This window comes from Roseateles sp. AC306 (genome assembly GCF_979253795.1).
The window spans coordinates 440208-464822 of the sequence record NZ_CEEDEB010000002.1 but is presented as its reverse complement, the minus strand read 5'-3'; the positions used below and the strand labels follow the sequence as shown (position 1 = coordinate 464822).

General features: G+C 66.7%; 17 protein-coding genes. 9 read left to right on the top strand and 8 right to left on the bottom strand.

Features of this window, described 5'->3' with window-relative positions:
• The first annotated feature begins 297 nt into the window (after nucleotides 1–297).
• Nucleotides 298–2790, top strand: a complete 2493-nt coding sequence (locus tag AC0IZJ_RS06895) for a TonB-dependent receptor (protein ID WP_471848008.1) — start codon at nucleotides 298–300, stop codon at nucleotides 2788–2790.
• A 203-nt stretch (nucleotides 2791–2993) separates the two neighbouring features.
• Here the strand turns inward: AC0IZJ_RS06895 and AC0IZJ_RS06890 are convergent, their stop codons facing one another.
• Nucleotides 2994–4478 (bottom strand): NAD-dependent succinate-semialdehyde dehydrogenase, encoded by a 1485-nt coding sequence (locus AC0IZJ_RS06890; RefSeq protein WP_471848006.1) that lies wholly within the window; start codon nucleotides 4476–4478, stop codon nucleotides 2994–2996.
• A 368-nt stretch (nucleotides 4479–4846) separates the two neighbouring features.
• Here AC0IZJ_RS06890 and alaS point away from each other — a divergent pair, with 368 nt between their 5' ends.
• Nucleotides 4847–7471, top strand: coding sequence for an alanine--tRNA ligase (gene alaS / locus AC0IZJ_RS06885; RefSeq protein WP_471848004.1), 2625 nt, complete (start codon nucleotides 4847–4849; stop codon nucleotides 7469–7471).
• A gap of 69 nt (nucleotides 7472–7540) precedes the next feature.
• Here the strand turns inward: alaS and AC0IZJ_RS06880 are convergent, their stop codons facing one another.
• The 5 genes from AC0IZJ_RS06880 to AC0IZJ_RS06860 all read right to left on the bottom strand — a co-directional run bounded on the left by AC0IZJ_RS06880 (nucleotide 7541) and on the right by AC0IZJ_RS06860 (nucleotide 13180).
• The gene (locus tag AC0IZJ_RS06880) at nucleotides 7541–9466 is read right to left on the bottom strand and encodes a methyl-accepting chemotaxis protein (protein WP_471848002.1); all 1926 of its coding nucleotides are present in this window, start codon (nucleotides 9464–9466) and stop codon (nucleotides 7541–7543) included.
• A gap of 118 nt (nucleotides 9467–9584) precedes the next feature.
• A complete protein-coding gene (locus AC0IZJ_RS06875) occupies nucleotides 9585–10109 on the bottom strand; it encodes a chemotaxis protein CheW (RefSeq protein ID WP_471848000.1) in 525 nt (174 codons plus the stop codon).
• A 31-nt stretch (nucleotides 10110–10140) separates the two neighbouring features.
• The gene (locus tag AC0IZJ_RS06870) at nucleotides 10141–12270 is read right to left on the bottom strand and encodes a chemotaxis protein CheA (protein WP_471847998.1); all 2130 of its coding nucleotides are present in this window, start codon (nucleotides 12268–12270) and stop codon (nucleotides 10141–10143) included.
• Nucleotides 12271–12295: 25 nt separating this feature from the next.
• The gene (locus AC0IZJ_RS06865) at nucleotides 12296–12658 is read right to left on the bottom strand and encodes a response regulator (RefSeq protein WP_394410235.1); all 363 of its coding nucleotides are present in this window, start codon (nucleotides 12656–12658) and stop codon (nucleotides 12296–12298) included.
• Nucleotides 12659–12712: 54 nt separating this feature from the next.
• A complete protein-coding gene (locus tag AC0IZJ_RS06860; protein WP_471847995.1) occupies nucleotides 12713–13180 on the bottom strand; it encodes a hypothetical protein in 468 nt (155 codons plus the stop codon).
• A 197-nt stretch (nucleotides 13181–13377) separates the two neighbouring features.
• On the opposite strand from AC0IZJ_RS06860, the gene AC0IZJ_RS06855 reads away from it, so the two are divergent.
• Both AC0IZJ_RS06855 and AC0IZJ_RS06850 read left to right on the top strand, forming a co-directional pair.
• Nucleotides 13378–14535, top strand: coding sequence for a hybrid sensor histidine kinase/response regulator (locus AC0IZJ_RS06855; RefSeq protein WP_471847993.1), 1158 nt, complete (start codon nucleotides 13378–13380; stop codon nucleotides 14533–14535).
• Complete coding sequence (locus AC0IZJ_RS06850; RefSeq protein ID WP_471847991.1) at nucleotides 14532–15179, top strand: response regulator; 648 nt, start codon at nucleotides 14532–14534, stop codon at nucleotides 15177–15179. Before AC0IZJ_RS06855 ends, AC0IZJ_RS06850 begins: the two co-directional genes overlap by 4 nt.
• Here AC0IZJ_RS06850 and AC0IZJ_RS06845 read toward each other — a convergent pair whose 3' ends face one another.
• A complete protein-coding gene (locus AC0IZJ_RS06845) occupies nucleotides 15180–18050 on the bottom strand; it encodes a M16 family metallopeptidase (protein ID WP_471847989.1) in 2871 nt (956 codons plus the stop codon).
• Between the two features lie 146 nt (nucleotides 18051–18196).
• On the opposite strand from AC0IZJ_RS06845, the gene AC0IZJ_RS06840 reads away from it, so the two are divergent.
• The 5 genes from AC0IZJ_RS06840 to AC0IZJ_RS06820 all read left to right on the top strand — a co-directional run bounded on the left by AC0IZJ_RS06840 (nucleotide 18197) and on the right by AC0IZJ_RS06820 (nucleotide 23684).
• Entirely contained in the window at nucleotides 18197–19495 is a 1299-nt protein-coding gene (locus AC0IZJ_RS06840) for an efflux RND transporter periplasmic adaptor subunit (RefSeq protein WP_471847987.1), read from the top strand.
• Nucleotides 19492–20190, top strand: coding sequence for an ABC transporter ATP-binding protein (locus AC0IZJ_RS06835; protein ID WP_471847985.1), 699 nt, complete (start codon nucleotides 19492–19494; stop codon nucleotides 20188–20190). The genes AC0IZJ_RS06840 and AC0IZJ_RS06835 overlap by 4 nt, the downstream gene beginning before the upstream one ends.
• A gap of 16 nt (nucleotides 20191–20206) precedes the next feature.
• Nucleotides 20207–21376, top strand: coding sequence for an ABC transporter permease (locus AC0IZJ_RS06830; protein ID WP_471847983.1), 1170 nt, complete (start codon nucleotides 20207–20209; stop codon nucleotides 21374–21376).
• A gap of 2 nt (nucleotides 21377–21378) precedes the next feature.
• Nucleotides 21379–22695 carry an ABC transporter permease gene (locus AC0IZJ_RS06825; RefSeq protein WP_471847981.1) on the top strand — a complete coding sequence of 439 codons (1317 nt, stop codon included), beginning with the start codon at nucleotides 21379–21381 and terminating at the stop codon, nucleotides 22693–22695.
• Between the two features lie 125 nt (nucleotides 22696–22820).
• On the top strand, nucleotides 22821–23684 hold the full coding sequence (locus AC0IZJ_RS06820; protein WP_471847979.1) for a DUF4394 domain-containing protein: 864 nt from the start codon (nucleotides 22821–22823) through the stop codon (nucleotides 23682–23684).
• On the opposite strand, the gene fliR is transcribed toward AC0IZJ_RS06820, so the two are convergent.
• The gene (fliR, locus tag AC0IZJ_RS06815) at nucleotides 23681–24445 is read right to left on the bottom strand and encodes a flagellar biosynthetic protein FliR (protein ID WP_471847977.1); all 765 of its coding nucleotides are present in this window, start codon (nucleotides 24443–24445) and stop codon (nucleotides 23681–23683) included. The two genes, AC0IZJ_RS06820 and fliR, sit on opposite strands and share 4 nt — an antisense overlap.
• Nucleotides 24446–24615: the final 170 nt, after the last annotated feature.

Below are 24615 nucleotides of genomic sequence, written 5' to 3'. Positions count from 1 at the left end.
ATTTGGTGCCTGCGAGGATGAATCGGAAGGCCGATTGCCCTGGGAAAAATTCAACAGCGAATGAAAGCTGCGGGCCTGGCGCCACAGTCGGTTGACTGCACTTTTGTGGTGCATTCGAGAGGGCGGTGCTCTAAAAACCGCCACTTCTGACTTACCCGTAAAGTTCTGTCACGGAAAGTCATGACAATTCGAGGACGGTCGCACGCAGTCCCTCAGCTGCTGGTCATTTGACGCGCGGCGACCCAACGAATCTGTCAACGCCACGCGCGCCTTGCCGCGCCCACTAGGAGTCTAGGAATGAAGAGCAGACTGTTCTGCAAGACGGCCACCGCCCTGGCTGTCTCCGTGCTGGCCACCGGCGTCGTCTACGCCCAGGAAGCGGCAAAGGAAGAAGCCGCACCGCGCGCCAAGGACGACATGGTCCGTCTGGGCACGATCACGGTCGTCGGCTCCGGCGCCAAGCTGGGCACGGGCTCGATGATCAACGACGACTCCGTCAAGGGCCGCAGCACGATCACCAAGGCGGCGATGGAAAAGGAACTGGGCACCGGCAACGTGCTGCAGAGCATCGCGCAACTGCCTGGCGTGAACACCTACAACTACGACGCGACCGGCCTGTTCGGTGGCGACGTGACCATCCGCGGCTTCAGCTCCGACCAGATCGGCTTCACGGTCAACGGCGTGCCGGTCAACGATTCCGGCGGCTATGCCTTCTACGCCCAGGAAATGATCGACAAGGAGAACGTCTGTACCGCTTCGGTGGCTCAAGGTTCTCCCGAGCTGGAATCGCCGCACAGCGGCGCCACCGGCGGCAGCGTGAGCATGATCACCTGCGACCCGACGGACCAGTTCCGCATCCGCGCCACCCAGACCGTTGGCGGCCTGAACCTGAATCGCAGCTTCGTGCGCGTCGACTCCGGTCGGTTCATGAACAACATGGCCAAGGTGTTCCTGAGCTATTCGCACGCCGAGGCCGACAAGTGGAAGGGCGTCGGCAAGGCCAAGAAGGATCACATTGACGCCGGCTTCTCGCTGGACCTGAGCGAGGACAACAAGATCCTGGGCTCGGTGCTGTACAACCGGATGGTCAACCAGAACATCTGGAGCGTCAGCAACGCGCAGGTCGCCACCAACGGCTACAACTTCGACTACGCGGCGACCTTCACGCCGCTGAAGACGCCGGGTCCGGGCGCTCAGACCGACGTGATCCAGAACCCGCTTTATTACGGCATGGCGCTGAACCCGTTCAAGAACGTGATCGCGTCCGTGTCGGGCTCGTTCAAGATAGCCCCGGACACGTACCTGAAGGTGCAACCGTACATGTGGTACGGCTTCGGAAATGGCGGCTGGTCGCAAATCCTTCTCGACGAAACGGGCGCTACGCAGGTGTCTAGCACCACGGGTGGGGGCGGCAGCAGCCTTCTCGGTGGCCCCGTCGACGTCAACGGTGATGGCGACAAGCTGGACAAGGTGGTCGTGGGCCGCGCCAGCGTGACCAAGACGAACCGCCCCGGCATCACCGGTGAGCTCAGCACCACGATGGGTAACCATTATCTGAAGGTGGGCCTGTGGTACGAACGTGCCCAGCACATCCAGACCCAGCCAGCCGTGCGTATCGGTACCGATGGCGTGCCGATGGACATCTGGTTGCAGGAAGGCTGCGTCCAGCGCGCTGACAAGAGCTGCTATCAAGGCCGCAACACCAAGACGATCAGCACGGCCTACCAGGTCTATCTGAACGACCAGATCTCGCTGTTCAACGACCGTGCGTTCCTGAACCTCGGTCTGCGTCTGCCCCACATCACGCGTGACGTGACCAACATCGCCAACGAAAGCGGCAACCTGCCCTTCACCGTGAACAGCACCACCGGCGCCTACACGCCAGGCGGTCCCGCCACCCGCGTGTTCCAGGACTACCGCATCAAGCGCTCGTTCTACAAGGCGCTGCCGCAACTCGGCGCCCGCTTCAACGTGAACAGCCAGCAGCACGTCTTCCTGAACGTCGCCAAGAACTTCCGCGCACCGCCGAACTTCGCCTACTTCGGCAGCTACGTCGGCCTGGTGACCCACGGGACCGCCAACATCGTGATGGAGCCTCTGGTCGAAGTGCAGCCGGAAACCTCGGTGATGATCGATGGCGGCTGGCGCTTCCAGTCGAAGGACGTCACGATCTCGGCCACCGTCTATAACAAGAGCTTCAAGAACCGCCAGGTTCAGGCGACGGACCCGAACACGCTGCAAAGCACCTACATCAATGCCGGCGGCACGAAGGGCCAGGGCCTTGAGCTGGAAGTGGGTAGCGGTGTCTTCAACGGCTTCTCGGCCTACGGTTCGCTGACGCTGCAGAAGGAAACGATGAACGAAGACCTGCGGGTCAGCTCCACGGGCTCTCTGCCGACCGCGGGCAAGCTGTTCGGCAAGGTGCCTGACAAGATGGCCTCGCTGTCCCTGCAATACGAGCAGGGCCCGATCTACGCGCGCCTGAAGGGCAAGTTCACCGCCGCGCAGTACGTCGACCTGATGAACCAGGAAGCAGCGCCGAGCTACAGCACGTTTGATCTGGACGCTGGCTATAAGTTCGCCAACTGGGGCTTCCTCAAGAGCCCGCAACTGCGCCTGAACATCTCCAACATCGGCAGCAAGCAGTACCGCAACCCGTCGTCGATCATCACCAACGCGGCCAACACGACGCTGAAGGGCTCCGGCGCGAACTTCACGCCGAGCACCGAGTTCTACTACCTTGGCGCCCCGCGCATGACCTCGCTGACCTTCAGCGTGGATTTTGAGTAAGCCGTAAGTACCACGTCGGCCGGGTGCACAAGGCCCGGTCAGTCGTTTCGGCAACCGCGAGCGCAGTCAAAAGCTGCCTCGCGGTTTTTTCGTTTCTGGATCAGCGGGTTTGAAATCCGAGCGAGGACAAGGCGCGCAGCCGCAGACAGTGCTTCAGCACGGCAAGGCGAAGCAACGCCGTCATCGCTTGGATTGCGAAGCCGTCAGCGAAGGATGTCGCCGAGGCAGATGTACTTGACCTCGACATAGTCCTCGAGGCCCTGGCGCGCGCCCTCACGCCCCAGGCCCGATTGCTTGACGCCGCCAAACGGCACCTCCGCCGTCGAGATCAACCCGGTGTTGACGCCCACCATCCCGTACTCCAGCGCCTCGCTGACGCGGAAGATGCGGCCGATGTCACGGCTGTAGAAGTAGCTGGCCAGGCCGAATTCCGTGGCGTTGGCGAGCGTGATGGCGTCCGCCTCGGTCTGGAACTTGAACACCGGCGCCACCGGGCCGAAGGTTTCCTCGCGCGAGCACAGCATCTGCGGCGTCGCGTCGGCCAGCAGCGTGGGCTCGAAGAAGTTGCCGGCAGAGGTCTCCACCCGCTTGCCGCCGGCCAGCACCTTGGCGCCCAGGGCAACGGCGTCCGCCACGTGGGTCTCGACCTTCTCCAGCGCCGCCGCATCGATCAGCGGACCCACGTTGATGCCGCTCTCGAAGCCATTGCCCGTCTTCAACTGGCCCAGCTTGGCCGCGAACTTCTCCAGGAAGGCGTCGTAAACGCCGGCCTGAACGTAGATGCGGTTGGCGCTGACGCAGGTCTGGCCGGCGTTGCGGTACTTGCTGGCCAGGGCGCCGTCCACGGCAGAGTCCAGGTCGGCATCGTCGAAGACGAGGAAGGGCGCGTTGCCGCCCAACTCCAGGCTGAGCTTCTTGATGGTCGGCGCGCACTGCTTCATCAGGATGCGGCCGACCTCGGTGGAGCCGGTGAAGGACAGGTGGCGCACGACATCGCTTTCGCACAGCACCTTGCCGATCTCGATGGACTGCTCGGAGTCGGCCGTCAGCACGTTCAGCACCCCCGCCGGCATGCCGGCCTGCTGGGCCAGTTCGGCGGCCGCCAGCGCCGTCAGCGGCGTGGCCTCGGCCGGCTTGATGATGACGGTGCAGCCTGCGGCCAGCGCTGGCGCGACCTTGCGCGTGATCATCGCCAGCGGGAAGTTCCACGGCGTGATGGCCGCGCAGACGCCCACGGCCTGCTTGATGACCAGGTAGCGCTTGGTCGGGTCGGTGGTCGGGATGGTCTCGCCGTAGACGCGCTTGCATTCCTCGGCAAACCAGTCCAGAAAGCTCGCGCCGTAGATCACTTCGCCGCGCGCCTCGGCCAGCGGCTTGCCCTGCTCGGCCGTCATCAGCCGGGCAATGTCGTCGGCGTGCTTGACCAGCAGTTGCTGCCAGCGCACCAGCACGGCGGCGCGCTCCTTGGCGGGCTTGGCGCGCCAGGCGGCGAGCGCGTTGGCGGCGGCGGCGATGGCTTCCTGCGCTTCGGCGCGGCCCAGGTTGGGCACTTGGGCCAGCTCGCGGCCGGTGGCCGGGTCGGTCACCGCAAAGGTGGCGGCGCCACCCACCCATTCGCCATTGATCAGCGCCTGCGTGCGCAGCAGGCCGGGGTTGTCGAGTGCGTCCAGTGGGGAATTGGTGTCCATCGGGTTCTCTCCTGTTCCTGTTGAGAGTCACTCTACCCGGGCAGACGGGGCCTGCCTGCGCCACGGCAATACGCCGCGTTGTAACCAAAAGCGCCGTAGGCAAGGCGCGGACCGCAAGCCGGGTTCATACCCGGCGAGGATTCGCAACGCAGCATGCGACGCTTTTGGTTGCAACCCGTAGGGAAGGCCAGCAGCCTGGACCACTCTGCGTTGCGTCGCTTGCCCGCACATGAGTGCGGGCCGCGCGCCACGCCTTGATTGGCCCAGGCTGCTGGCCTTCGCGGCGCATTGCCGTGGCGCAAGCAGGCCCCCGCCCCCTCTCTACAATCGACCCTCTTTGTCACCGACCTTTCCAGGGAAGCCGCTGCATGAAAGCCGCCGAGATCCGCCAGACCTTTCTGAAGTTCTTCGAGTCGAAAGGCCACCAGATCGTCGCGTCCAGCCCCGTCGTGCCGGGTGACGACCCGACGCTGCTGTTCACCAACGCCGGCATGAACCAGTTCAAGGACGTGTTCCTGGGCTTTGACAAGCGCGCCTACTCGCGCGCCACCACCAGCCAGAAGTGCATCCGCGCCGGCGGCAAGCACAACGACCTGGACAACGTTGGCTACACCGCCCGCCACCACACCTTCTTCGAGATGCTGGGCAACTTCAGCTTCGGCGACTACTTCAAGAAGGATGCGATCAGCTACGCCTGGGAGCTGCTGACGGTCAACTTCGGCCTGCCCAAGGAAAAGCTCTGGGTCACCGTCTACAGCGAGGACGACGAGGCCTACGACATCTGGAACAGGACGGTTGGCGTGCCCGCCGAGCGCATCGTGCGCATCGGCGACAACAAGGGCGCGCGCTACATGTCCGACAACTTCTGGATGATGGGCGACACGGGTCCCTGCGGCCCCTGCACCGAGATCTTCTACGACCACGGCCCCGACGTGGCCGGCGGCCCCCCGGGCTCGGCCGAGCAGGACGGCGACCGCTACATCGAGATCTGGAACAACGTCTTCATGCAGTTCAACCGGACCGAGGACGGCGTGATGCACCCGCTGCCCAAGCCCAGCGTGGACACCGGCATGGGGCTCGAACGCCTGGCGGCGGTGCTGCAGCATGTGCACAGCAACTACGAGATCGACACCTTCGTGAACCTGCTCGCGGCCGCCAAGTCGGCCGTGGACGCGGCCGGTGGTGGCGACTGCGATGCCTCAAGCCCGTCGCTGAAGGTCATCGCCGACCACATCCGCGCCTGCTCGTTCACCGTCGTCGACGGCGTCATCCCCGGCAATGCCGGCCGCGGCTATGTGCTGCGCCGCATCGCCCGCCGCGCCATCCGCCACGGCTACAAGCTGGGCGCGCGCGCGCCGTTCTTCCACAAGCTTGTCGCCGCACTCAGCGCCGAGATGGGCGAGGCCTATCCCGAACTGCGCCAGGCCCAGGCGCGCGTGACCGAGGTGCTGAAGGTCGAGGAAGAGCGCTTCTTCCAGACCATCGCCACCGGCATGGAAATCCTCGAGACTGCGTTGGCCAAGGGCGGCAACGTCGACGGCGACACCGCCTTCAAGCTGCATGACACCTACGGCTTCCCGGTCGACCTGACCGCCGACGTCTGCCGCGAGCGCGGCGTGGCGGTGGACGAGGCGCGCTTCAACGAACTGCTGGACGAGCAGAAGAACCGCGCCCGCGCTGCCGGCAAATTCAAGATGGCGCAGGGCTTGGCCTACAGCGGCGCGCCGACCGAGTTCCACGGCTACGACGGCCTCGTCGTCGAGACCGCCACGGTCACCGCCGTCTACGTCGATGGCGCGCAGGTCGATGAAGCCCGCGCTGGCGACGACGCCGTCATCGTGCTCGACCGCACCCCCTTCTACGCCGAGAGCGGCGGGCAGGTGGGCGACGCCGGGGAGCTGCGCAGCGGCACGACGCGCGTCGTCGTCGCGGACACGATCAAGATCCAGGCCGACGTGTTCGGCCACCACGGCCAGGTGGCGGAAGGCTCGGTCAGGGTCGGTGACGTGCTCGTGGCCCGCGTCGACACCGAGCGCCGCGCCAGGACCGTGCGCAACCACAGCGCCACCCACCTGATGCACAAGGCCCTGCGCGAGGTGTTGGGCGGGCATGTGCAGCAAAAGGGTTCGCTGGTGAATGCCGAGCGCACGCGCTTCGACTTCGCCCACAACGCACCGATGACACCCGAGCAGATCCGCGAGATCGAAGCCATCGTCAACGCCGAGATCCTGGCCAACGCTGCCGCCACCGCCAAGGTCATGGCGCTGGACGACGCGCAGAAGACCGGCGCCATGATGCTGTTCGGCGAGAAGTACGGCGACAACGTGCGCGTACTGAGCATCGGCTCGTCCAAGGAACTCTGCGGCGGCACGCACGTGAAGGCGACGGGCGACATCGGCCTGTTCAAGATCGTGGCCGAAGGCGGTGTGGCAGCCGGCATCCGCCGTGTCGAAGCCGTCACTGGCGACAACGCGCTGGCCTATCTGCAGTCGCTGGAGTCGACGGTGTATGCCGCCGCGCAGACGCTGAAGACGGCGCCGGCCGAACTCGATGCCCGCCTGCATGCGGTGCTGGACCAGATCAAGTCGCTGGAGAAGGAACTCACCGCAGCCAAGAGCAAGCTGGCGTCTGCCCAGGGCGACGAACTGATGGCGCAGGCAGTCGACGTCAAGGGGCTCAAGGTGCTGGCTGCCAGGCTCGAAGGCGCCGACGCCAAGACGCTGCGCGAAACCATGGACAAGCTCAAGGACAAGCTGAAGACGGCTGCCATCGTGCTCGCGGCGGTGGACGGCGACAAGGTCCAGATCGCGGCGGGCGTGACGGCCGACAGCGTGGGCAAGGTCAAGGCTGGCGAGCTGGTGAACTTTGTCGCCCAGCAGCTGGGCGGCAAGGGCGGCGGCAAGCCGGACCTGGCCATGGCGGGCGGCACGCAGCCGGCCGGTGTGGCAGCGGCGCTGGCAAGCGTGCAGGGCTGGGTGGCTGAACGCGTTTGATGCTGTTTGGTCGCCCATGAACAAGGCCCGCGAACTGCGGGCCTTGTCGTTCGTGCCGCACTCGCGGAACTATTCGCTGCCGGCGACGCGGAACACGGCCACCGCCTCGACGAGGCGCTGCGCCTGATCCTTCAGGCTCTCTGCCGCCGCAGCGGACTCTTCCACCAGCGCCGCGTTCTGCTGGGTCATCTGGTCCAGCTGAACGACCGAGGTGTTGACAGAGGCGATGCCCTCGCTCTGCTCGCTAGCCGCCGAGGCGATCTCGCCAATGATGTCCTGCACGCGCTGCACGCTGGCGACGATCTCGCCCATCGTCGTGCCGGCCGTCTGCACGAGGCGGGCGCCGTTCTCGACGCGGGACACGCTGTTGCCGATCAGTGCCTTGATTTCCTTGGCCGCCTCGGCGCTGCGCCCGGCCAGCGAGCGCACCTCGCTGGCCACGACCGCGAAGCCGCGCCCCTGCTCGCCGGCGCGCGCCGCTTCCACTGCGGCGTTCAACGCCAGGATGTTGGTCTGGAAGGCGATGCCGTCGATGGTGCCGATGATGTCGGCGATCTTCTTGCTGGCCGTGTTGATGTCGTCCATGGTCGTGACGACCTGACCCACCACCTCGCCGCCGCGTGTGGCGGCCGATACGGCGGACTGCACGAGCTGGTTGGCCGTGCGGGCCGAGTCGGCCGTCTGGCGCACGGTGCCGGTCAGCTCGCTCATCGACGAGGCGGCGTTCTGCAGATTGCTTGCTGTCTGCTCGGTACGCTGGCTCAGGTCGAGGTTGCCGGTCGCGATCTCGCTGCTGGCGGTGCCTATGCTGTCGATCGAATTGCGCACGGTGCCGATGGTGCTGGACAGCCGCTGGCGCATGGCCTCGGTGTCCTGGATCAGCGAGCCGATTTCGTCGTTGCGGCGGGTGCTGACCGACTGGCCCAGGTCGCCGTCGGCAATGGCGCCGATGGCTTTTTGCAGTGACGCCAGCGGCTGGGCCACCCAGCGGCGCATCATCCACATCAGCCCGAAGCCCAGGCCCACGGCCGTCAACGCGAGGGCGCCCCAGAAGAACCACAGCGTGGCGCGGCTGGCGGCCTGGGCCTCGCCGTGCGACACCTGGGCGACGACCCAGTAGCCGGTCTTCTCGCTCTTGCGGGCAATGGCAAAGTTGTCCTTGAGGCCGTTGCCCAGCACGTCGGGTGCGTCGTCGAGCGTGGCCGTGTTGGCGGTCTGCTCGGCCAGCAGCTTCTCGAAGCCCGGTGCCACGCTGGACAGCAGCTTCCCCTTTGCCGTCGGGTGTGCCGCCAGCAAGGCCTTGGTCGGGTCCTTGGGCACGGCGACGATGTAGGTGCCGCCATGCTCGAAGAACCTGGCACTGCCGGCCATGCGGTCCATGGCCAGCTCGAAGGCGTCGAGGTCATAGCCGACGAACAGGATGCCGATGATCTTGCCGGCATCGTTCTTGATCGGCTCGTAGTGCGTCATGTAGGCGCGGCCGAACAGCAGCGCGCGGCCCGTGTAAGCCTTGCCGGCGGTGATGGCCGCGTAGGCTGGACCCTGCTTGTCCAGCAGCGTGCCCATGGCGCGCTCGCCCTTCTCGTCTTTCAGCGAGGTGGTGATGCGCTCGAAGTCGGCACCCTTGGCCGCAAACACCGTGGCGACACCACCGTTGACGGCCGCGAACTTGTCGACCTGGGTGAAGTTGCCGTTGAGCTTGGGGCCCCAGTCGCGGAGGTCGCCCGTCGTCTCGTCCAGCGTGAAGCTGGGGCCGAACTCCTGTCGGAAGGAGCCGAAGCTGCGCTGGATCTGTTTGGACGCGACATCGTCCATCGCCTGCATCGCGTCGACCAGCGAAGCCGCCTTGTCGCCAACCCAGGTATGGACCTGCTCATTGATGGCACGCTTGAGCAGCGTGCCGACGACCAGGCTGACGCCCAGCAGCACGGCTGCAACGGCCACTGCGCCGGTCAACGAGACCTGACGGGCAATGGAATTGACGGGCTGGTTCATTCGCACCTTCACAACATCTGATGGAGAGGGCAAACCTGCGCCACGCCGCGCCGTTGCGGGTGCGTTTGAAACAACCCGCGCCGTTGCGGGTTGGGTTCTAAAGACTGGGATCGGGCGGTCAGGCCGCGATGGCGGCTTCCATCAGGCCCATCTCGGCGCTGCTCATCAGGCCTTCGATGTCCATCAGGATCAGCATGCGGTCGGCGACCGAGCCGATGCCGGTGATGAAGCTGGTGTCCACCGTGGCCGAGCTCAGTTCGGGCGCCGGCTTGATCGCGTCGCGGCTGAGTTCCAGCACGTCGGAGACCGAATCGACGACCGCGCCGACGACGCGGTTTTTCACGTTCAGCACGATGACGACGGTGAAGCTGTTGTATTCCGCCGTCGGGCAGTTCAGCTTCAGGCGCAGGTCGACGATGGGCACGATGACGCCGCGCAGGTTGACGACACCTTTGATGAAGTCCGGCGCATTGGCGATGCGCGTGGGCGCCTCGTAGGAGCGGATTTCCTGCACCTTCAGGATGTCGATGCCGTATTCCTCGGAACCGAGACGGAAGGTCAGGTACTCGCCGCTCTTGGGGCCGTGGGCCTTGGTGGTGAGGGCGCCGGGTTGGCGCAGGGCGGGGACGTTGCTGGCTTCCATGCGAACCTCTCTGTCGGTCTTGGTTGATTTGTTAGTGGCGCGAGCGGCGCACCAGGCTGCCGACGTCCAGGATCAGCGCGACGCGACCGTCACCCATGATGGTGGCGCCGGACACGTCGTTGACCTTGCGGTAGTTGGCTTCGAGGTTCTTCACGACCACCTGCTGCTGGCCGAGCAGTTCGTCCACCAACAGCGCAACGCGGCCGCCTTCGGCCTCGACGACCACCATGATGGAACTGACGTGCTCGAAGTCGAAGCGCGGCACATCGAACACTTTCTCAAGTTCGATGACCGGCATGTATTCGTCACGCACCTCGACGACGCGGCCGGAGCCGGCGACGGTCTTGATGGTGTCGGACTGGACCTGGAAGGATTCGACGACGGAGGACAGCGGCAGGATGTAGCACTCGTCGCCAACGCCCACGCTCATGCCGTCCATGATGGCCAGCGTCAGCGGCAGGCGCACGGACACCTTCATGCCGTAACCCTCGGCCGAGTCGATCTCGACGGTGCCACCGAGCGACGTGATGTTCTTCTTCACAACGTCCATGCCGACACCGCGGCCGGACACGTCGGTGACCACATCGGCCGTGGAGAAGCCCGGCGCGAAGATCAGGCTCCAGCACTCGGCGTCGGTCATGGTGTCCGGCGCGTCGATGCCCTTTTCGCGGGCCTTTTTGATCAGCTTGTCGCGGTTCAGGCCGCGGCCGTCGTCGCGCACTTCGATGACGATGCTGCCGCCCTGGTGGGACGCCACCAGCGTGATCGTGCCTTGCTCGGGCTTGCCCCGCGCCTCACGGTCGGCGGGCATCTCGATGCCGTGGTCGCAGCTGTTGCGCACCAGGTGGGTCAGCGGGTCGGTGATCTTCTCGACCAGGCTCTTGTCCAGCTCGGTGGCTTCACCCTGCGTGACCAGTTCGACTTTCTTGCCCAGCTTGGCCGCCAGGTCGCGCAGCATGCGCGGGAAGCGGTTGAAGACCGTCGACATCGGAATCATCCGGATCGACATGACCGACTCTTGCAGGTCGCGCGTGTTGCGCTCCAGGTCGGCCAGGCCCGAGGTCAGCTGCTGGTACATCGCCGGGTCAAGCTCTCGGCTGTTCTGCGCCAGCATGGCCTGGGTGATGACGAGTTCGCCCACCAGGTTGATGAGCTGGTCGACCTTTTCGATTGAGACGCGCAGCGTCGTCTGGTCCATTGCGGCCGGCTTGGCCTCGACCTTGGCCGGCGTGGCCGCGCGGGTCGGCACGATGGCGGCGGTGGGTGCGGCCTCGACGGCCGGCGCAGCGGCAGCGGCGCCACCAGCGGGCGTGCCGGGGGCGTCGTCGAAGAAGCCGTAGCCGGGGTCGGCAGACGGGGCCTCGGCCGGCGGCGCGCCGGGCGAGCCGTCGTAGAAGCCAAAGCCCGGGCCCAGGGGAATCAGCTTGACCTGTTCACGCGCGACGTGGAAGGTGAAGAGGTCCAGCAGGTCGTTGTCCGTTGAACTGGTCAGCACCTTGAAGCGGCGCATGCCGTCAGAACTCTGGCCGGCATCCAGCGGCTCGATGTTGCCGAGGTCGGTGATTTCCTTGAACAGCTCGACGAGGTTGTCGGCCAGGCTCAGGTCGGTCAGCGGGCCGACCTGCAGCTCGAGCAGGCGCGCGCCGGGCTTGCCGGGGGCGGCCGGTGCCGAAGCAGAAGGCGCGGGTGCCGTGGCGGCCTTGGGTGCGGGCGCAGCAGCAGCAGCGGCCGTGCCGCCGCCGCCTTCGACGAAGCTCTTGATGTTGACGAGCAGGTCGGTCGTGTCGAACACGTCACCGCCCGAGCCCTGGTGGCGGGCCAGCTGGGTGCGCAGCGCGTCGCCGGACTGCAGCAGCACGTCGACCATGGCCGAGTTGGGCTGCAGCTCGTGGCGGCGCAGCTTGTCCAGCAGCGTCTCCATCTGGTGGGTCAGCTCGGCGACGTCGCTGAAGCCGAACGTTGCCGCGCCACCCTTGATGGAGTGGGCGCAGCGGAAGATGGCGTTCAATTCCTCGTCGTCAGCCGCCTCGACGTTCACATTGAGCAGCAGTCGCTCCATGTTGTCGAGGTTCTCTCCGGCTTCCTCGAAGAAGACCTGATAGAACTGGCTGAGGTCGATGCCAGCACTGATGCTGGCGCCTTCGGTGGTCATGTCACCCATGGCTGTACTCCCTTTGGACCGGACTTCAGCGGATGACCTTGCCGATCACTTCGATCAGCTTGGCAGGGTCGAAAGGCTTGACCAGCCAGCCAGTGGCGCCCGCAGCGCGGCCGGCCTGCTTCATCGTGTCGCTGGACTCGGTGGTCAGGATCAGGATGGGCGTGGTCTTGAACTTCGGGTTCTCGCGCAGCTTCTTGGTCAGGCTGATGCCATCCATGCGCGGCATGTTCTGGTCGGTGAGCACCAGGTCGAAGTCACGCGTGCCGGATTTTTCCCAGGCGTCCTGCCCGTCGACTGCTTCCACCACGTTGAAGCCGGCGTTCTTGAGCGTGAAGGCCACCATCTGGCGCATCGAGGCCGAGTCGTCGACAGCAAGGATTGAGTGCATTTGAGTTTTCTCCGAGAGACGTTTTGCCTGGGGGGCCGAATTGAACTGCGGGATTCAGAAAAGTTCGATGGAGCCGGCGTCCATCTCGTCCTGCGTGACCGGGTTGGGCCGCAGCGGCGCGATCTCGACGACGGCCGCGCCGTCCTCGTCATCCATGCCGAAGGTGTCGCGAGCCAGCTGGTCGGCGCAGTTGCGCAGGCGCTGGCTGGTGTGGGCGATCAGCTGTGTCGCCATGTCCTGGAACTGCAGCGCCGTGATGGCACCGGCGATGTCTTGCATGATCTGCTTCAGCCCAGCGGCGGCCGGTGTGCCCTCGCTCTTGCCGAGCAGCGACATCGCCTCGTTGGAGGCGCTGTAGAAATGGGTGGACAAGGCCTCGCCGGCGTCATCGAGCAGGCGCTGCAGGCGCTCAAGGTCATTGGTCACCGTCATCAGGTGATCCTGCAGTTCCGCAGCCGCCAGCAGAGGCATGGCGGCCAAGGCACCGTCTATTTCTGCTGCGTTGGAGGTTTCTATCTGCATCGTGTCTCCGCGAGGGGATGCCGCTTCTTTTCCGATGGCCCTGGGTATTCGATCAGGGCGAATGCATCATGGCATGTTCACCTGATTTTCGACCGCTGTCGACCTGGAGATGGCGTGAGAACGAGCCGTATTACCGGTCTGAACGGCGTTCGGCGCGCGCCGGGCTGGCGGGCGTCGGCGCGGCATACTGCGGCCCCATGACGATTTCTGGTGTGGAGCAGGCTGGCCGGGTCCTGCGTGTGCTGCATGTCGAGGACTCCGACCTCGACCATCAACTCATCCTCGCGCAACTGTCCCGCGCCGGGCTGCGCATCGAGATGCAGCGGCAGGACGCACTGCCGGCCGTGCTGGCGGCGCTGGAGCGCCCCTGGGACGCCATCATCTCGGACTTCAACCTGCCGGGCTACACGGGCCTGGAGGTGCTGGAGGCCGTCAAGGAAAGGCAGTTGCTGACGCCGTTCCTGCTCGTCTCCGGCGAGATCGGCGAGGACGCCGCCGTGGCGGCGATGCGCAACGGCGCCTCCGACTACCTGCTCAAGAACAACCTGGCCCGGCTTGCACCCGCGTTGCTGCATGCCATCGACGCGGTGGAAAGCGAGCGCGCCCGGCGCGCGGCCGATGACGAGCTGCTGAGGTCAAAGCAGCGCCTGCATCAGCTGGCTGGTCATCTGCAGACCAGCGTCGAACTGGAGCGGGCCGCCATTGCGCGGGAGATCCATGACGACGTCGGCGGTTCGCTCACGGCGCTGAAGTTCGACCTCGCCTGGATAGACCGCCACGCCCAGGAGCCCGAGGTGCGCCAGCGCGTCGCGGCGGCGCTGGAGACGGTCAGTTCGGCCATCGACGCCAGCCAGCGCATCATGCACAACCTGCGCCCCGCCATCCTGGAGCAGGGCCTGGTGGCCGCGCTGCAGTGGATGACGGCACGCTTTGAGCGCCGCACCGGCATCGAGGCCGGCCTGCGCATCGGCGAGGAGCGCCTGGCCTTGCCGCCGGGCGTGCCGCTGGTGGCCTACCGTACGGCCCAGGAGGCGCTGACCAATGTGTCCAAGCATTCAGGCGCAACGCGCGTCGACATCGAGCTCAGCCTGGACTCCGGCGTGCTGACGCTGGAGATCTGCGACAACGGCCGCGGTGTCGCAGCGGGCGACCTGGCCAAGGAGCGCTCCTTCGGCATCCGCGGCCTGCACGAGCGCGCGGCGACCGTCGGCGGCTGGGTGGACCTCTCCAGCACGCCGGGCAAGGGCACCAGCCTCATCCTGACCGTGCCGCTCGCGCCCGACGCCATCGACGCGCTGGACGACGCCACGGACTTCGGCAAGGACCTTGGCAACTCCATCTGGGGGCGCGTGTGATCCGCGTCATCCTCTGCGACGACCACGGCCTGATCCGTCGCGGCATCCGCGACACGCTGGCCGATGCCGACGACATCGAGGTCATCGGCGAGGCCGGCGACTACACGGAACTGCGCGGCCTGCTGCACAAGCTCGGCAAGGACAACCCCTGCGATGTGCTGGTGCTGGACATCAACATGCCCGGCCGCTCGGGCCTGGACGTGCTGCATGTGCTGAAAGACGAGGGCGCGCCCGTGCGCACGCTGATCGTCTCGATGTACCCGGAGGACCAGTACGCCATCCGCGCGCTGAAGGCCGGCGCCTATGGCTATGTCAACAAGGGCGGCGACCCGGCCACGCTGGTTCAGGCGGTCCGCACCGTGGCCCAGGGCCGCAAGTACGTGACGCCCGAGATCGCGCAGATGCTGGTCGAGAGCCTGACCGCGCCGGTGACCGAGCAAGCCCACCACAAGCTGTCGGACCGCGAGCTGCAGACCCTGGTGATGATCGCCTCCGGCAAGCGCCTGTCGGACATCGCCGAGGAGCTGATGCTCAGCCCCAAGACCGTCAGCGTCTACCGGGCCCGCATGCTCGAGAAGCTGGGCCTGACCAACAACTCCGAGCTGACGGTCTATGCCATCCGCAACGGGCTGGTAGAGAGCTAGTCAGTTGGCGCCCTGGGTGATCAACGTCACCCACCGATCGGCCTTGAGCAGGCGGCGCATGGCCAGCAGAACACGCTCCGGTGTGACGGCCGCCAGGCCATCTTCCTCTTCGGCGAGCAGCTGCGCAAAGGTGATTTCGCGGTCCAGCTGAACCATCAATGCGCCGGCGAGACCCAGCTCGCTGCCCAGGCGCTGCCGTCGGTCCGCATGCAGGCGGGACCGCGCCTGCTCCACCTCCTCGGCGCTGACGCCTTCGGCCAGCAGGCGCTGCAGCTCCTCATGCATAGCTGCCTCCACCTGCGCCACGCGGGCTGACGCGCCGCTGGCCTGCAGGCGCAGCCCGGCGCGGTCGCCGTCGTTGGGCATGCGCAGCTGCACGGTGACGCTGTAGCTCATCGCATCCTGCGCACGCAGGCGTTCCGTCAGGCGGCCGCCGCCGAGCGGGCCGCCGCTGAGGATGCGCGTGCCGACGAGCAGCGGGAAATAGTCGGGGTCGCTGCGGTTCAGCGGCAGCTCCTGCATCAGCGTGATCACAGCGGCGCGCTGCCCGGCGGTCTCGCGGCTGGCGATGCCGGACGACAGCGGAGCGAAGTGCCCTGCCACCACCGGCTTGTGCGCCGGCGCCGTGCGGACGAAGGCAGGGGCGTCCGGCTTCTTCCATCCGGCGAAGATGCTTTCGACCAGCGGCAGCAAGGCCTCCGGCACCTGGCCCGCGACGGTGACCGTCAGGTCATTGGCCGACCAATGCCGGCGCTGGAACTCGCGCACCTCGTCCAGCGTCAGCGCCCGCCACTGCGCGGCCAGTTCGGCACCCGAGGGCTGGTAGCCGACGTCGCCCGGCTGCAGGCCCATCTGCGCCATGCGGTGCTGGCGTTCGCGCTCCGTGGCACTGCTGCGACCCTCGCTGCTGTTGCGCTCTGCGGCAGCCAGGCGTGCGAGTGCCGTGTTGCGCTCCTGCTCAAAGGCAGCCTGGGGCAGCTCGGGCTCGCTGAGCATCTCCTTGAGCAGCTGCAGAGCGGGCGCCAAGTGCTGCCGCCTCGTCAACAGCTGCACCGTCAGCGACTGCGGGCCGCTGGTGACGCGCACCTCCGCCTGCAGCGCCTTCTTGAGTTGGCGGATCGTGGCGCCGGTGCGGCCGGCAGCCCCGGCCTCCAGCATGTCGCCGCCGAGCGCGCGCCAACCGCTGAGCCGAGCCATGTCCTCGGCACGCCCCCAGCGCAAGCTGAGCAGCACGGCCACGCGTTCGTCTGCGGACTTGCGCGGCAGCACGCCCAGCTTGATGCCGCTTGGCAGCAGATAGCGCTTGGCGGCCCGCTCGAGTGCGGCGGGGTCGGTCTCGAAGGCATCCCCTGTGCCGAGCGCCTGCTGCGGCTTGAGCTCGCCGATCTCGCTGGCCGGGTCGCTGACGTGGGCCACGTCCGCCGGCCGCTCGAACCAGCTGGCGATGCCGGTCACAGGCTGCTCCTCGAACTGCATCGCCAGCCGCGGCACGGCGGCATCGGTGACGCCGCGAGCGTTGACGCGGTTGAGGCTGCGCAGGTAGAGGTCGGCCGCCTTGTAGACGTCTGTTGGCTTCAGCGCAGCCAGGCGCTCCTGCAGCTTGAATGCCAGGCGCCAGTCGCCTGCGCCGACGGCGTCGCTGATCAGCACGGACGCACGCATGGGATCACGAAGCCCTTCAGCAAGCTCGCGGGCGCGGGTGTCGGACACCTGGCGCACGAGATCGGGGCCGATGATGCGTTTCAGGTCCTGCAGGCGGTCGACCCACTGGGACTCCAGAGACGTCACGGCCGTGCGCGCCTCGGCGTCTGCACTGGGCGTGTTCGGCAGTTGCACGATGAGGCCGACGACGGTCGGATCACGCGTGCGGTTAGCCTCGAGGATGCCCAGCGAAAAGGGCCGCTCGGGATTGCGCTCGGTCACGCGGGCAGGCACACGCCCCAGCAGTTGGCCCAGCACGACCACGGCCGCCGCATGCTCGTGGGCCATGCCCGGCACCCGCCAACCCACGGCGAGCGCCGTGCTGCTGACGCGCATGGTCATCACACGCGGTGCCTGCTGCTGAGGCTCGGCCTGCTCGGGCAGGGGCGGCAGCAGCTCCGCCGAGGGCGGCTCGGGATTCTTCAGCGGCCCGAAGGTCTCGACCACGGCCGCCAGCGCCTGCGCCGGCTCGAAGCCGCCGGCCAGCATCAGCACGGCGTTGTCGGGCCGGTAGTGGCGGCGGTAGAAGGCCTGCAGCGTCGGCAGGGACAGCTGCTCGATATCGGCCACGTAGCCGATCACCGGTCGCCCGTAGGGATGCTGGCGGAAGGCCGCCGCGAGCAGGCCTTGGCGCATGCGACTCACGGGCGACATGCCGTCGCGCAGGCCCATCTCGTTGAGCACAATGGGCTTCTCCTTGGCGAAGTCGCCCTCCGCCAGGCGCGCCTCGCTCATGCGCGATGCTTCCAGGCGCAGCATCCGCTGCAGCGTGGTCGCGGCATCGCTGCTCGGAAAGCTGCTGAGGTAGTTGGTGCGGTCGACGCTGGTCGTGCCGTTGAAGCTCACGCCCAGATGCTGCATCTCGCTACCCAGGTCGGCGATGGACGCCGTGCCGCGGAAGGTCACATGCTCCAGCAGGTGCGCCATGCCGGCCTGGCCGGGCCCTTCATGCCGGCTGCCGACGCGGTAGGTCACTGTCAAGCTGATGCGCGGCGCACCGGCCTGCGGCATCAACAGCAGCTGCAGGCCGTTGTCCAGACGGTATTCGGTGATGCCGCCGAGCGTTCTCTGTTCGGCGGGAAGGGGAAGGGTGGTTTCAGAAAAGGCTGGCTTTGACAGCGCCAGCAGCAGGGCCATGGCAGCCCGCATCAATCGGTGTTTCGTGCTCATGGGCTCCGAGTCTTGTTTTCTCCCGGCGGGGAATCTAGCAGACGCTGGACCGCCGATTTGCACCGGGAACACAGCCGGGCCGCCGTTCGTCCGCGCCGATGTCGTTTCAACCGCGCCGGGCGCCGTTCGTCGAAAGCCCTGATCACATGACAGCCTTGTCTGTGCAAAATCCGACCCGTCCCAAACCCGGGGCATCAACTCATCGGGAGCGCGTCATCGACACCGGACTGCTGAAGGAGCTGCGCATTGAAGGCGCGCATCGCGAGGACCATGGCGGCGGGCCGCCGAAGTGGGTCTGGGGCGTGGTGGCCGGCCTCGTGGTCGTCGCGTTGGCTGGAGGTGCTGCGTGGTGGTTTTTTGCCGCTGGCAAGCCGGTCGCCGTGCAGACGGCCACGGCACGCGCCAATGGCCAGGGCGCCCGCAGCGACGCGGTGCTGCAGGCCACCGGCTATGTGACGGCGCGCCGCATGGCCACCGTGTCGGCGCAGATGACCGGCACGCTGACCGAGGTGCTGATCGACGAGGGCTTCAAGGTCAAGAAGGGCCAGGTGCTGGCCCGGCTGGACGACACCGGCCTGAAGGCGGGCATGGCTGCTGCCCGGGCCCAGGTGCGCACCGCCGAGGCCAACCTCGGCCAGCTTCAGGCGCAGCTCGAACTGGCCCAGTCCAATGAGCGCCGCCAGATCGAGCTTGCGGCCAGCGGCATGACGACTCACCAGTCCCGCGAGCAGGCGGCCACGTCCGTCAAGTCCTATGCCGCGCAACTTGAAGCCGCCCGGCGGCAGATCGAGGCCGCCCAGGCGCAGGTGCGCCAGTCTCAGGTCAACTTCGACTACGCCACCGTGCGGGCGCCGTTCGACGGCATCGTTACGGCCCGCGCCGCGCAGGTCGGCGAAATCATCTCGCCGCTGTCCGCCGGCGGCGGCTTCACGCGCACCGGCGTGGGCACCATCGTCGACATGGACTCGCTGGAAGTGAACGTCGATGTCAACGAGGCCTACATCGCCCAGGTCAAGGCCGACATGCCCTGCGAGGCGGTGCTCGACGCCTACCCCGACTGGAAGATTCCGGCCCACGTCGTGGCGGTCATCCCGAGTGCCGACCGCGGCAAGGCGACGGTGAAGGTGCGTGTGGCGCTGGAGCAGAAGGACGAGCGCGTCGTGCCCGACATGGGCGTGCGCGTGAGCTTCCTGGCGACCAAGCCCAAGGCGGATGCCAAGCCGGTGCCCGGCACGCTGCTGCCGTCCGAGGCTGTCGTCGAGCGCGATGGCGCGCAGGTCGTGTTCGTGATCAACGAGAACCGCGCCGAGCAGCGCGCGGTCAAGCTGGGCGGTGATGTCGGCAAGTTCCGACTCGCCACCGAAGGGGTGAAGGCAGGGGAGACGGTTGTCGTGTCGCCGCCCGCCGAACTGAAGCAGGGTTCAACCGTCTCCAACAAGGAATGAGCATGAGCGCATTGATCGAAGTCCGCGACCTGTCCAAGGTCTACACGCGCGGCAAGCAGCAGCTGGAAGTGCTGCACCACATCGACCTGGACGTTCAGCAAGGCGACTTCCTCGCGTTGATGGGCCCGTCCGGTTCTGGCAAGACGACGCTGCTGAACCTGATGGGCGGGCTGGATGCGCCCAGCGGCGGCTCCATCACCGTGGGCGGCGAGCGCATCGACAAGCTCGGCAGCGCGGCGCTGGCCAAGTGGCGTGCATCCCGCGTCGGTTTCGTCTTCCAGTTCTACAACCTGATGCCGACGCTGTCGGCGCAGAAGAACGTCGAGCTGCCGCTGTTGCTGACCAAGTTGTCGGCGGCCGAGCGCAAGAAGCGTGCGGCCATCGCGCTGCAGCTTGTCGGCCTGGCCGACCGCGCCTCGCACAAGCCGACCGAGCTGTCGGGCGGCCAACAGCAGCGCGTGTCCATCGCGCGGGCCATCGTGTCGGATCCGACGCTGCTGGTCTGCGACGAACCGACCGGTGACCTGGACAGGCAATCGGCCGAGGACGTGCTGACGCTGCTGCAGGCGCTCAACCGCGAGCATGGCAAGACCATCGTCATGGTCACGCACGACCCGCGCGCCGCCGCCCGCGCCAGCCATACGCTGCACCTCGACAAGGGCACGCTGGTGACCGCTGCCGAAGCCCTGGCCTGACACGCGAGGTGACGCGATGAAATACCTCCATCTCATCTGGGCGGCGCTGTTCCGGCGCAAGCTGCGGACGTTCCTGACCCTGTTCTCCATCGTCACGGCCTTCCTGCTGTTCGGACTGCTGGACGCGGTGCGCGTCGGCTTCGATCAGGCGGGAAAAAGTGCGAATGGCGCGCAGCGCTTGCAGACCGGCGCCAAGCTGAGCTTCATCCAGCTGCTGCCGATGTCGCTGAGCGCGCGCATCGCGCAAATCGACGGCGTCAAGGACGTGGCCTTTGCCAACTGGTTCGGCGGCGCCTATCAAAAGCCCGAGAACCAGGTCTTCAGCTTCGCCGTCTCGCCCAACTACCTGGACGTCTATCCCGAGATGGTGGTGTCGGCCGAGCACCGCAAGGCCTTCGCCGAGACCAAGGACGGCATCCTCGTCGGCGAGGGGCTGGCGAAGAAGTTCGGTTGGAAGGTGGGCGACCAGATCCCCATGCAGTCCACGATCTTCCCGGACCGCAACGGCAGCCAGAACTGGCCGTTCAAGGTCGCCGGCATCATCGTCGTGGCCGACAAGAAGGCGGGTGCTTTCTACGACCAGATGGTGTTGCTGAACTGGAAGTACTTCGACGACACGACGCCCTGGAACCAGGGGCAGGTGGGCTGGTATGTGACGCGCGTGAAGGACGTCAACCAGGCCGACCGCGTGCTCAAGGCCATCGACGAGATCTCGGCCAACTCCGACCACGAGACCCGCACGCAGACCGAGCAGGCGGCCATGTCGGCCTGGATGCGGCAGCTGGCGGACATCAACCTCATCGTCACCTCCATCATGGGCGCCGTGTTCTTCACGCTGCTGCTGCTGGCCGGCAACACCATGATGCAGGCCGTGCGTGAGCGCACCGGCGAGATCGCGGTGCTGAAGACGCTCGGCTTCTCGGGCGAGAGCGTGCTGTCCATGGTGCTGGCCGAGTCGGTGCTGCTGCTGCTGCTGGGCGGCGTCATCGGCCTCGGGTTGGCCAGCGTCATCGGGCCCGCCGCCAGCGCGGGCAGCGGCGGCATGCTGAATCTGCCAGCCGCCGGCCCCAGCAGCTGGGCGATCGGCGTTGGCCTGGCCCTGGTGTTCGGGCTGCTGGTCGGCGCACTGCCGGCACTGCGCGCCATGCGCGTCAACATCACCGATGCACTGGCCGGGAGGGCATGAGCATGAAATTCCTCAAGAACTTTGGACTCGTGCTGCTGATGATCGTGCTGCTTGTCGGCTGGGTGGTCATGCCCTGGTACGGCGCGCTGGCCCTGGCCGTGCTGCTGGCAGTCTGGATGCTGCTGTTCCGCAGCGGCGCGCAGGCCCGCTCGGTCACGGCGGTGGGCATCAGCACGTTGACGCAGCGGCTGGGCTCGTCGGCCGTCATCGTCGTCGGCATCGCCGGTGTGGTGGGTGTGCTGGTGGCCTTGTTGGCGATGGCGGAGGGCTATGCGGAGACGCTGCGCAACTCCGGCAGCCTGGATACCGCCATCGTCATGCGCGGCGCCTCGGCCAACGAGGTCTCCTCCACGCTGAGCCGCGAGGACATCGTGCAGATCGAACAGGCGCCCGGCGTGGCCAAGAACGCCGAGGGCCAGCCCGTCATCTCGGCAGAAACCGTGGTGGCGGCCAACCTGCCCGTCAAGGGGAGCAAGACCGGCGACACGGGCAGCGCCCAGGTGCGCGGCATCAGCGAGGCCGCCTTCGCCGTGCGCCCCAACGTCAAGATCATCGAGGGCAAAACCTTCCAGCCGGGGTTGCGCGAGCTCATCGTCGGCAAGGGCGCGGTGCGGCAGTTCGAGGGGCTCACGGTGGGGTCCAGCCTGAAGCTGGGCAACCAGCCCTGGACCATCGTCGGCATCTTCTCGTCGGGCGACTCGATGGAGTCCGAACTCTGGGCTGATGCCAATGTCGTCAACGACACCTACAAGCGCGGCAGCGGCAGGAACTCGGCGACGGTGAAGCTGGAGAACCCCGCAGCCATCAAGGCGTTCAGTGCGGCGCTGGAGGGCAACCCGCAGCTCAAGGTCAAGGCCACCACGACGCTGGAGTTCTTCTCCAAGCAGGGTGAGCAGATGACCAAGATCCTGCGCATCATCGGCATCACGGTCGGGTCCATCATGGCCGTGGGCGCGGTGTTCGGCGCGCTGAACACGATGTTCGCCGCCGTGGCCACGCGGGCCCGCGAGATCGCCACGCTGCGCGCCATCGGCTTCCGGGGCCTGCCGGTGGTCGTGGCGGTGATGCTGGAGACGACGCTGCTGGCGCTGATCGGCGGGCTCATCGGCGGTTTTGTCGCCTGGCTGATGTTCAACGGCTTCGAGGCCTCGACGATGTCGGCCGGCTCGGTCGGCAAGCTGAGCTTCAACCTGGCCGTGTCGCCGGCGCTGTTGTGGGAGGGCATCAAGTGGGCCCTGGCCATCGGCTTCATCGGTGGCTTGTTCCCGGCCGTGCGCGCGGCGAGCCTGCCTGTGACGACCGCGTTGCGCGAGGCCTGAGCTGCATGTTGCAGTGCGACATCAAACTAGGGGGGCGATCAAGAATCGTGCATCCGTCACGGGCTGAGGGGTCGTAGGGCTATGGGGGTCTTGAGTCCCCCCACCCAACCCACCAGGAGCCTCCCATGACTTCCTCGCTACGCACTGCGCTTGCCACCGCAGCCTTCCTCGCCTGCGCTTCCTCGCAGGCTGTCACGCTGATCGGCCTGAACAGCCAGAACCAGCTCAGCCGCATCGACACCGCGAACATCGCCGGCGCGATGAACGTGGACATCACCGGCCTGATGGCCGGTGACCGCCTCGTCGGCATCGACACACGCCCCAAGAACGGCCTGATCTACGGCGTCAGCCTGTCCAACGGGCTCTACACCATCAATGAGATGACGGGCGCGGCCAGCTTCGTTGCGGCCCTGAGCGCGCCGGTCATCCAGGCCAACCTCGGCTACGGCATCGACTTCAACCCGGTGGCCGACTTCGGCACCGCCGCCTCGCTGCGCCTGGTCAGCTCGGCCGGTGACAACTTCGCCGTCAACGCCGCCACCGGCGTCGTCGGCAACGCCGCCAACAAGATTGCTGCTGGCTACACCGGAGTCGGCTACACCAACACGATGCTGATGCCCGCCGCCGCGCCGGCCAGCACGGCGCTGTACTACATCGACAGCAACACCGACATGCTGGCAATGGCGCCGTCCGCCTTCAACACGCCGAACATCTCGATGGTCGGCTCGCTCGGCGTGGACGTGCTCAAGGCCAATGGCTTCGAGGTGCTGGGCAACGGCATGGCCTATGCGGCGCTGACCGTCGACGGCTCGTCGCTGACCACCGGCATCTACAGCATCAACCTGGGCAGTGGCGCCGCCACGCTGCTTGGCACCTACAACGGCACGCTGTCTGGCCTCACCGTCAGCGCCGTACCGGAGCCGGGCACCTACGCCATGATGGGTCTGGGCCTGCTGGGCCTGGCCTTCCTGCGCCGTCGTCAAGCCTAAGAGAAGGCCGCAAGCAGACGCTCCAACGCCACCGTGAAGGGCGTCTGCATGAGCGGCAGCGTGGCGACCATGCCGATCAGGCCCACGCTGACGGTCAGCGGGAAGCCGACCGAGAAGACGCCGATCTGAGGCGCCACGCGCGAGATCACGCCCAGCACGAGGTTGACGAACATCAACATCGTGATGAGTGGCAGTGCGATCCACAGCCCGATGGTGAAGACCTCAGCGCCCCAGCGGTGCGGCATCGCCACGCGCAGGAAGGCGAACGGCTCGGTCCCGACCGGGAAGCTGTGGAAGCTCTGCACCAGCGCGTTGATGAGCAGCAGGTGGCCGTTGATGGCGATGAACAGGAAGGCCACCATGCTGCCGAAGAAGCGCGCGCTGGCGGTGCCCTGAGCGCCCGTGCCCGGGTCGAAGAAGCCGGCGAAGTTCAGGCCCATCTGCAGGCCGATCAGTTCGCCCGCGAACTCCAGCGCCGCGAACACGAGCCGCACGGCGAAACCCATGGACAGGCCGATCAGCAGTTGCTGTGCGACAAGCAGGGTGAGCAGGGGCAGTGAATCCAGCGGTGTCGGTGGGATCTGCGGCAGCGAGGCCTGGGCCGCCACGGCGATGAAGAGCGACAGGCCGACGCGCAGGCGCAGCGGCACGGCGCGCTGGCTGAAGGTGGGCATGCCGGCGAACAGGGCCAGTGTGCGGATGAAGGGCCAGAGGAGGGGGTTGAGCCACTCGAGGAGTTGGGCTTCGGTGACGGAGAACATGGTTTTAGGTTGTCCGCCGCTGCTTTGGCTTGGTGCCAAGGCCCATGCCGGGAGTCCCGCCCGGCGGCGGGGTAACTTTCTTCTGCGGGGCCAGAAGAAAGTCACCAAAGAAGAGGCCCTGAACCGCACACGGGCGCGGCGTCGCCATGAGCGGCGCGCGAAAACATCCA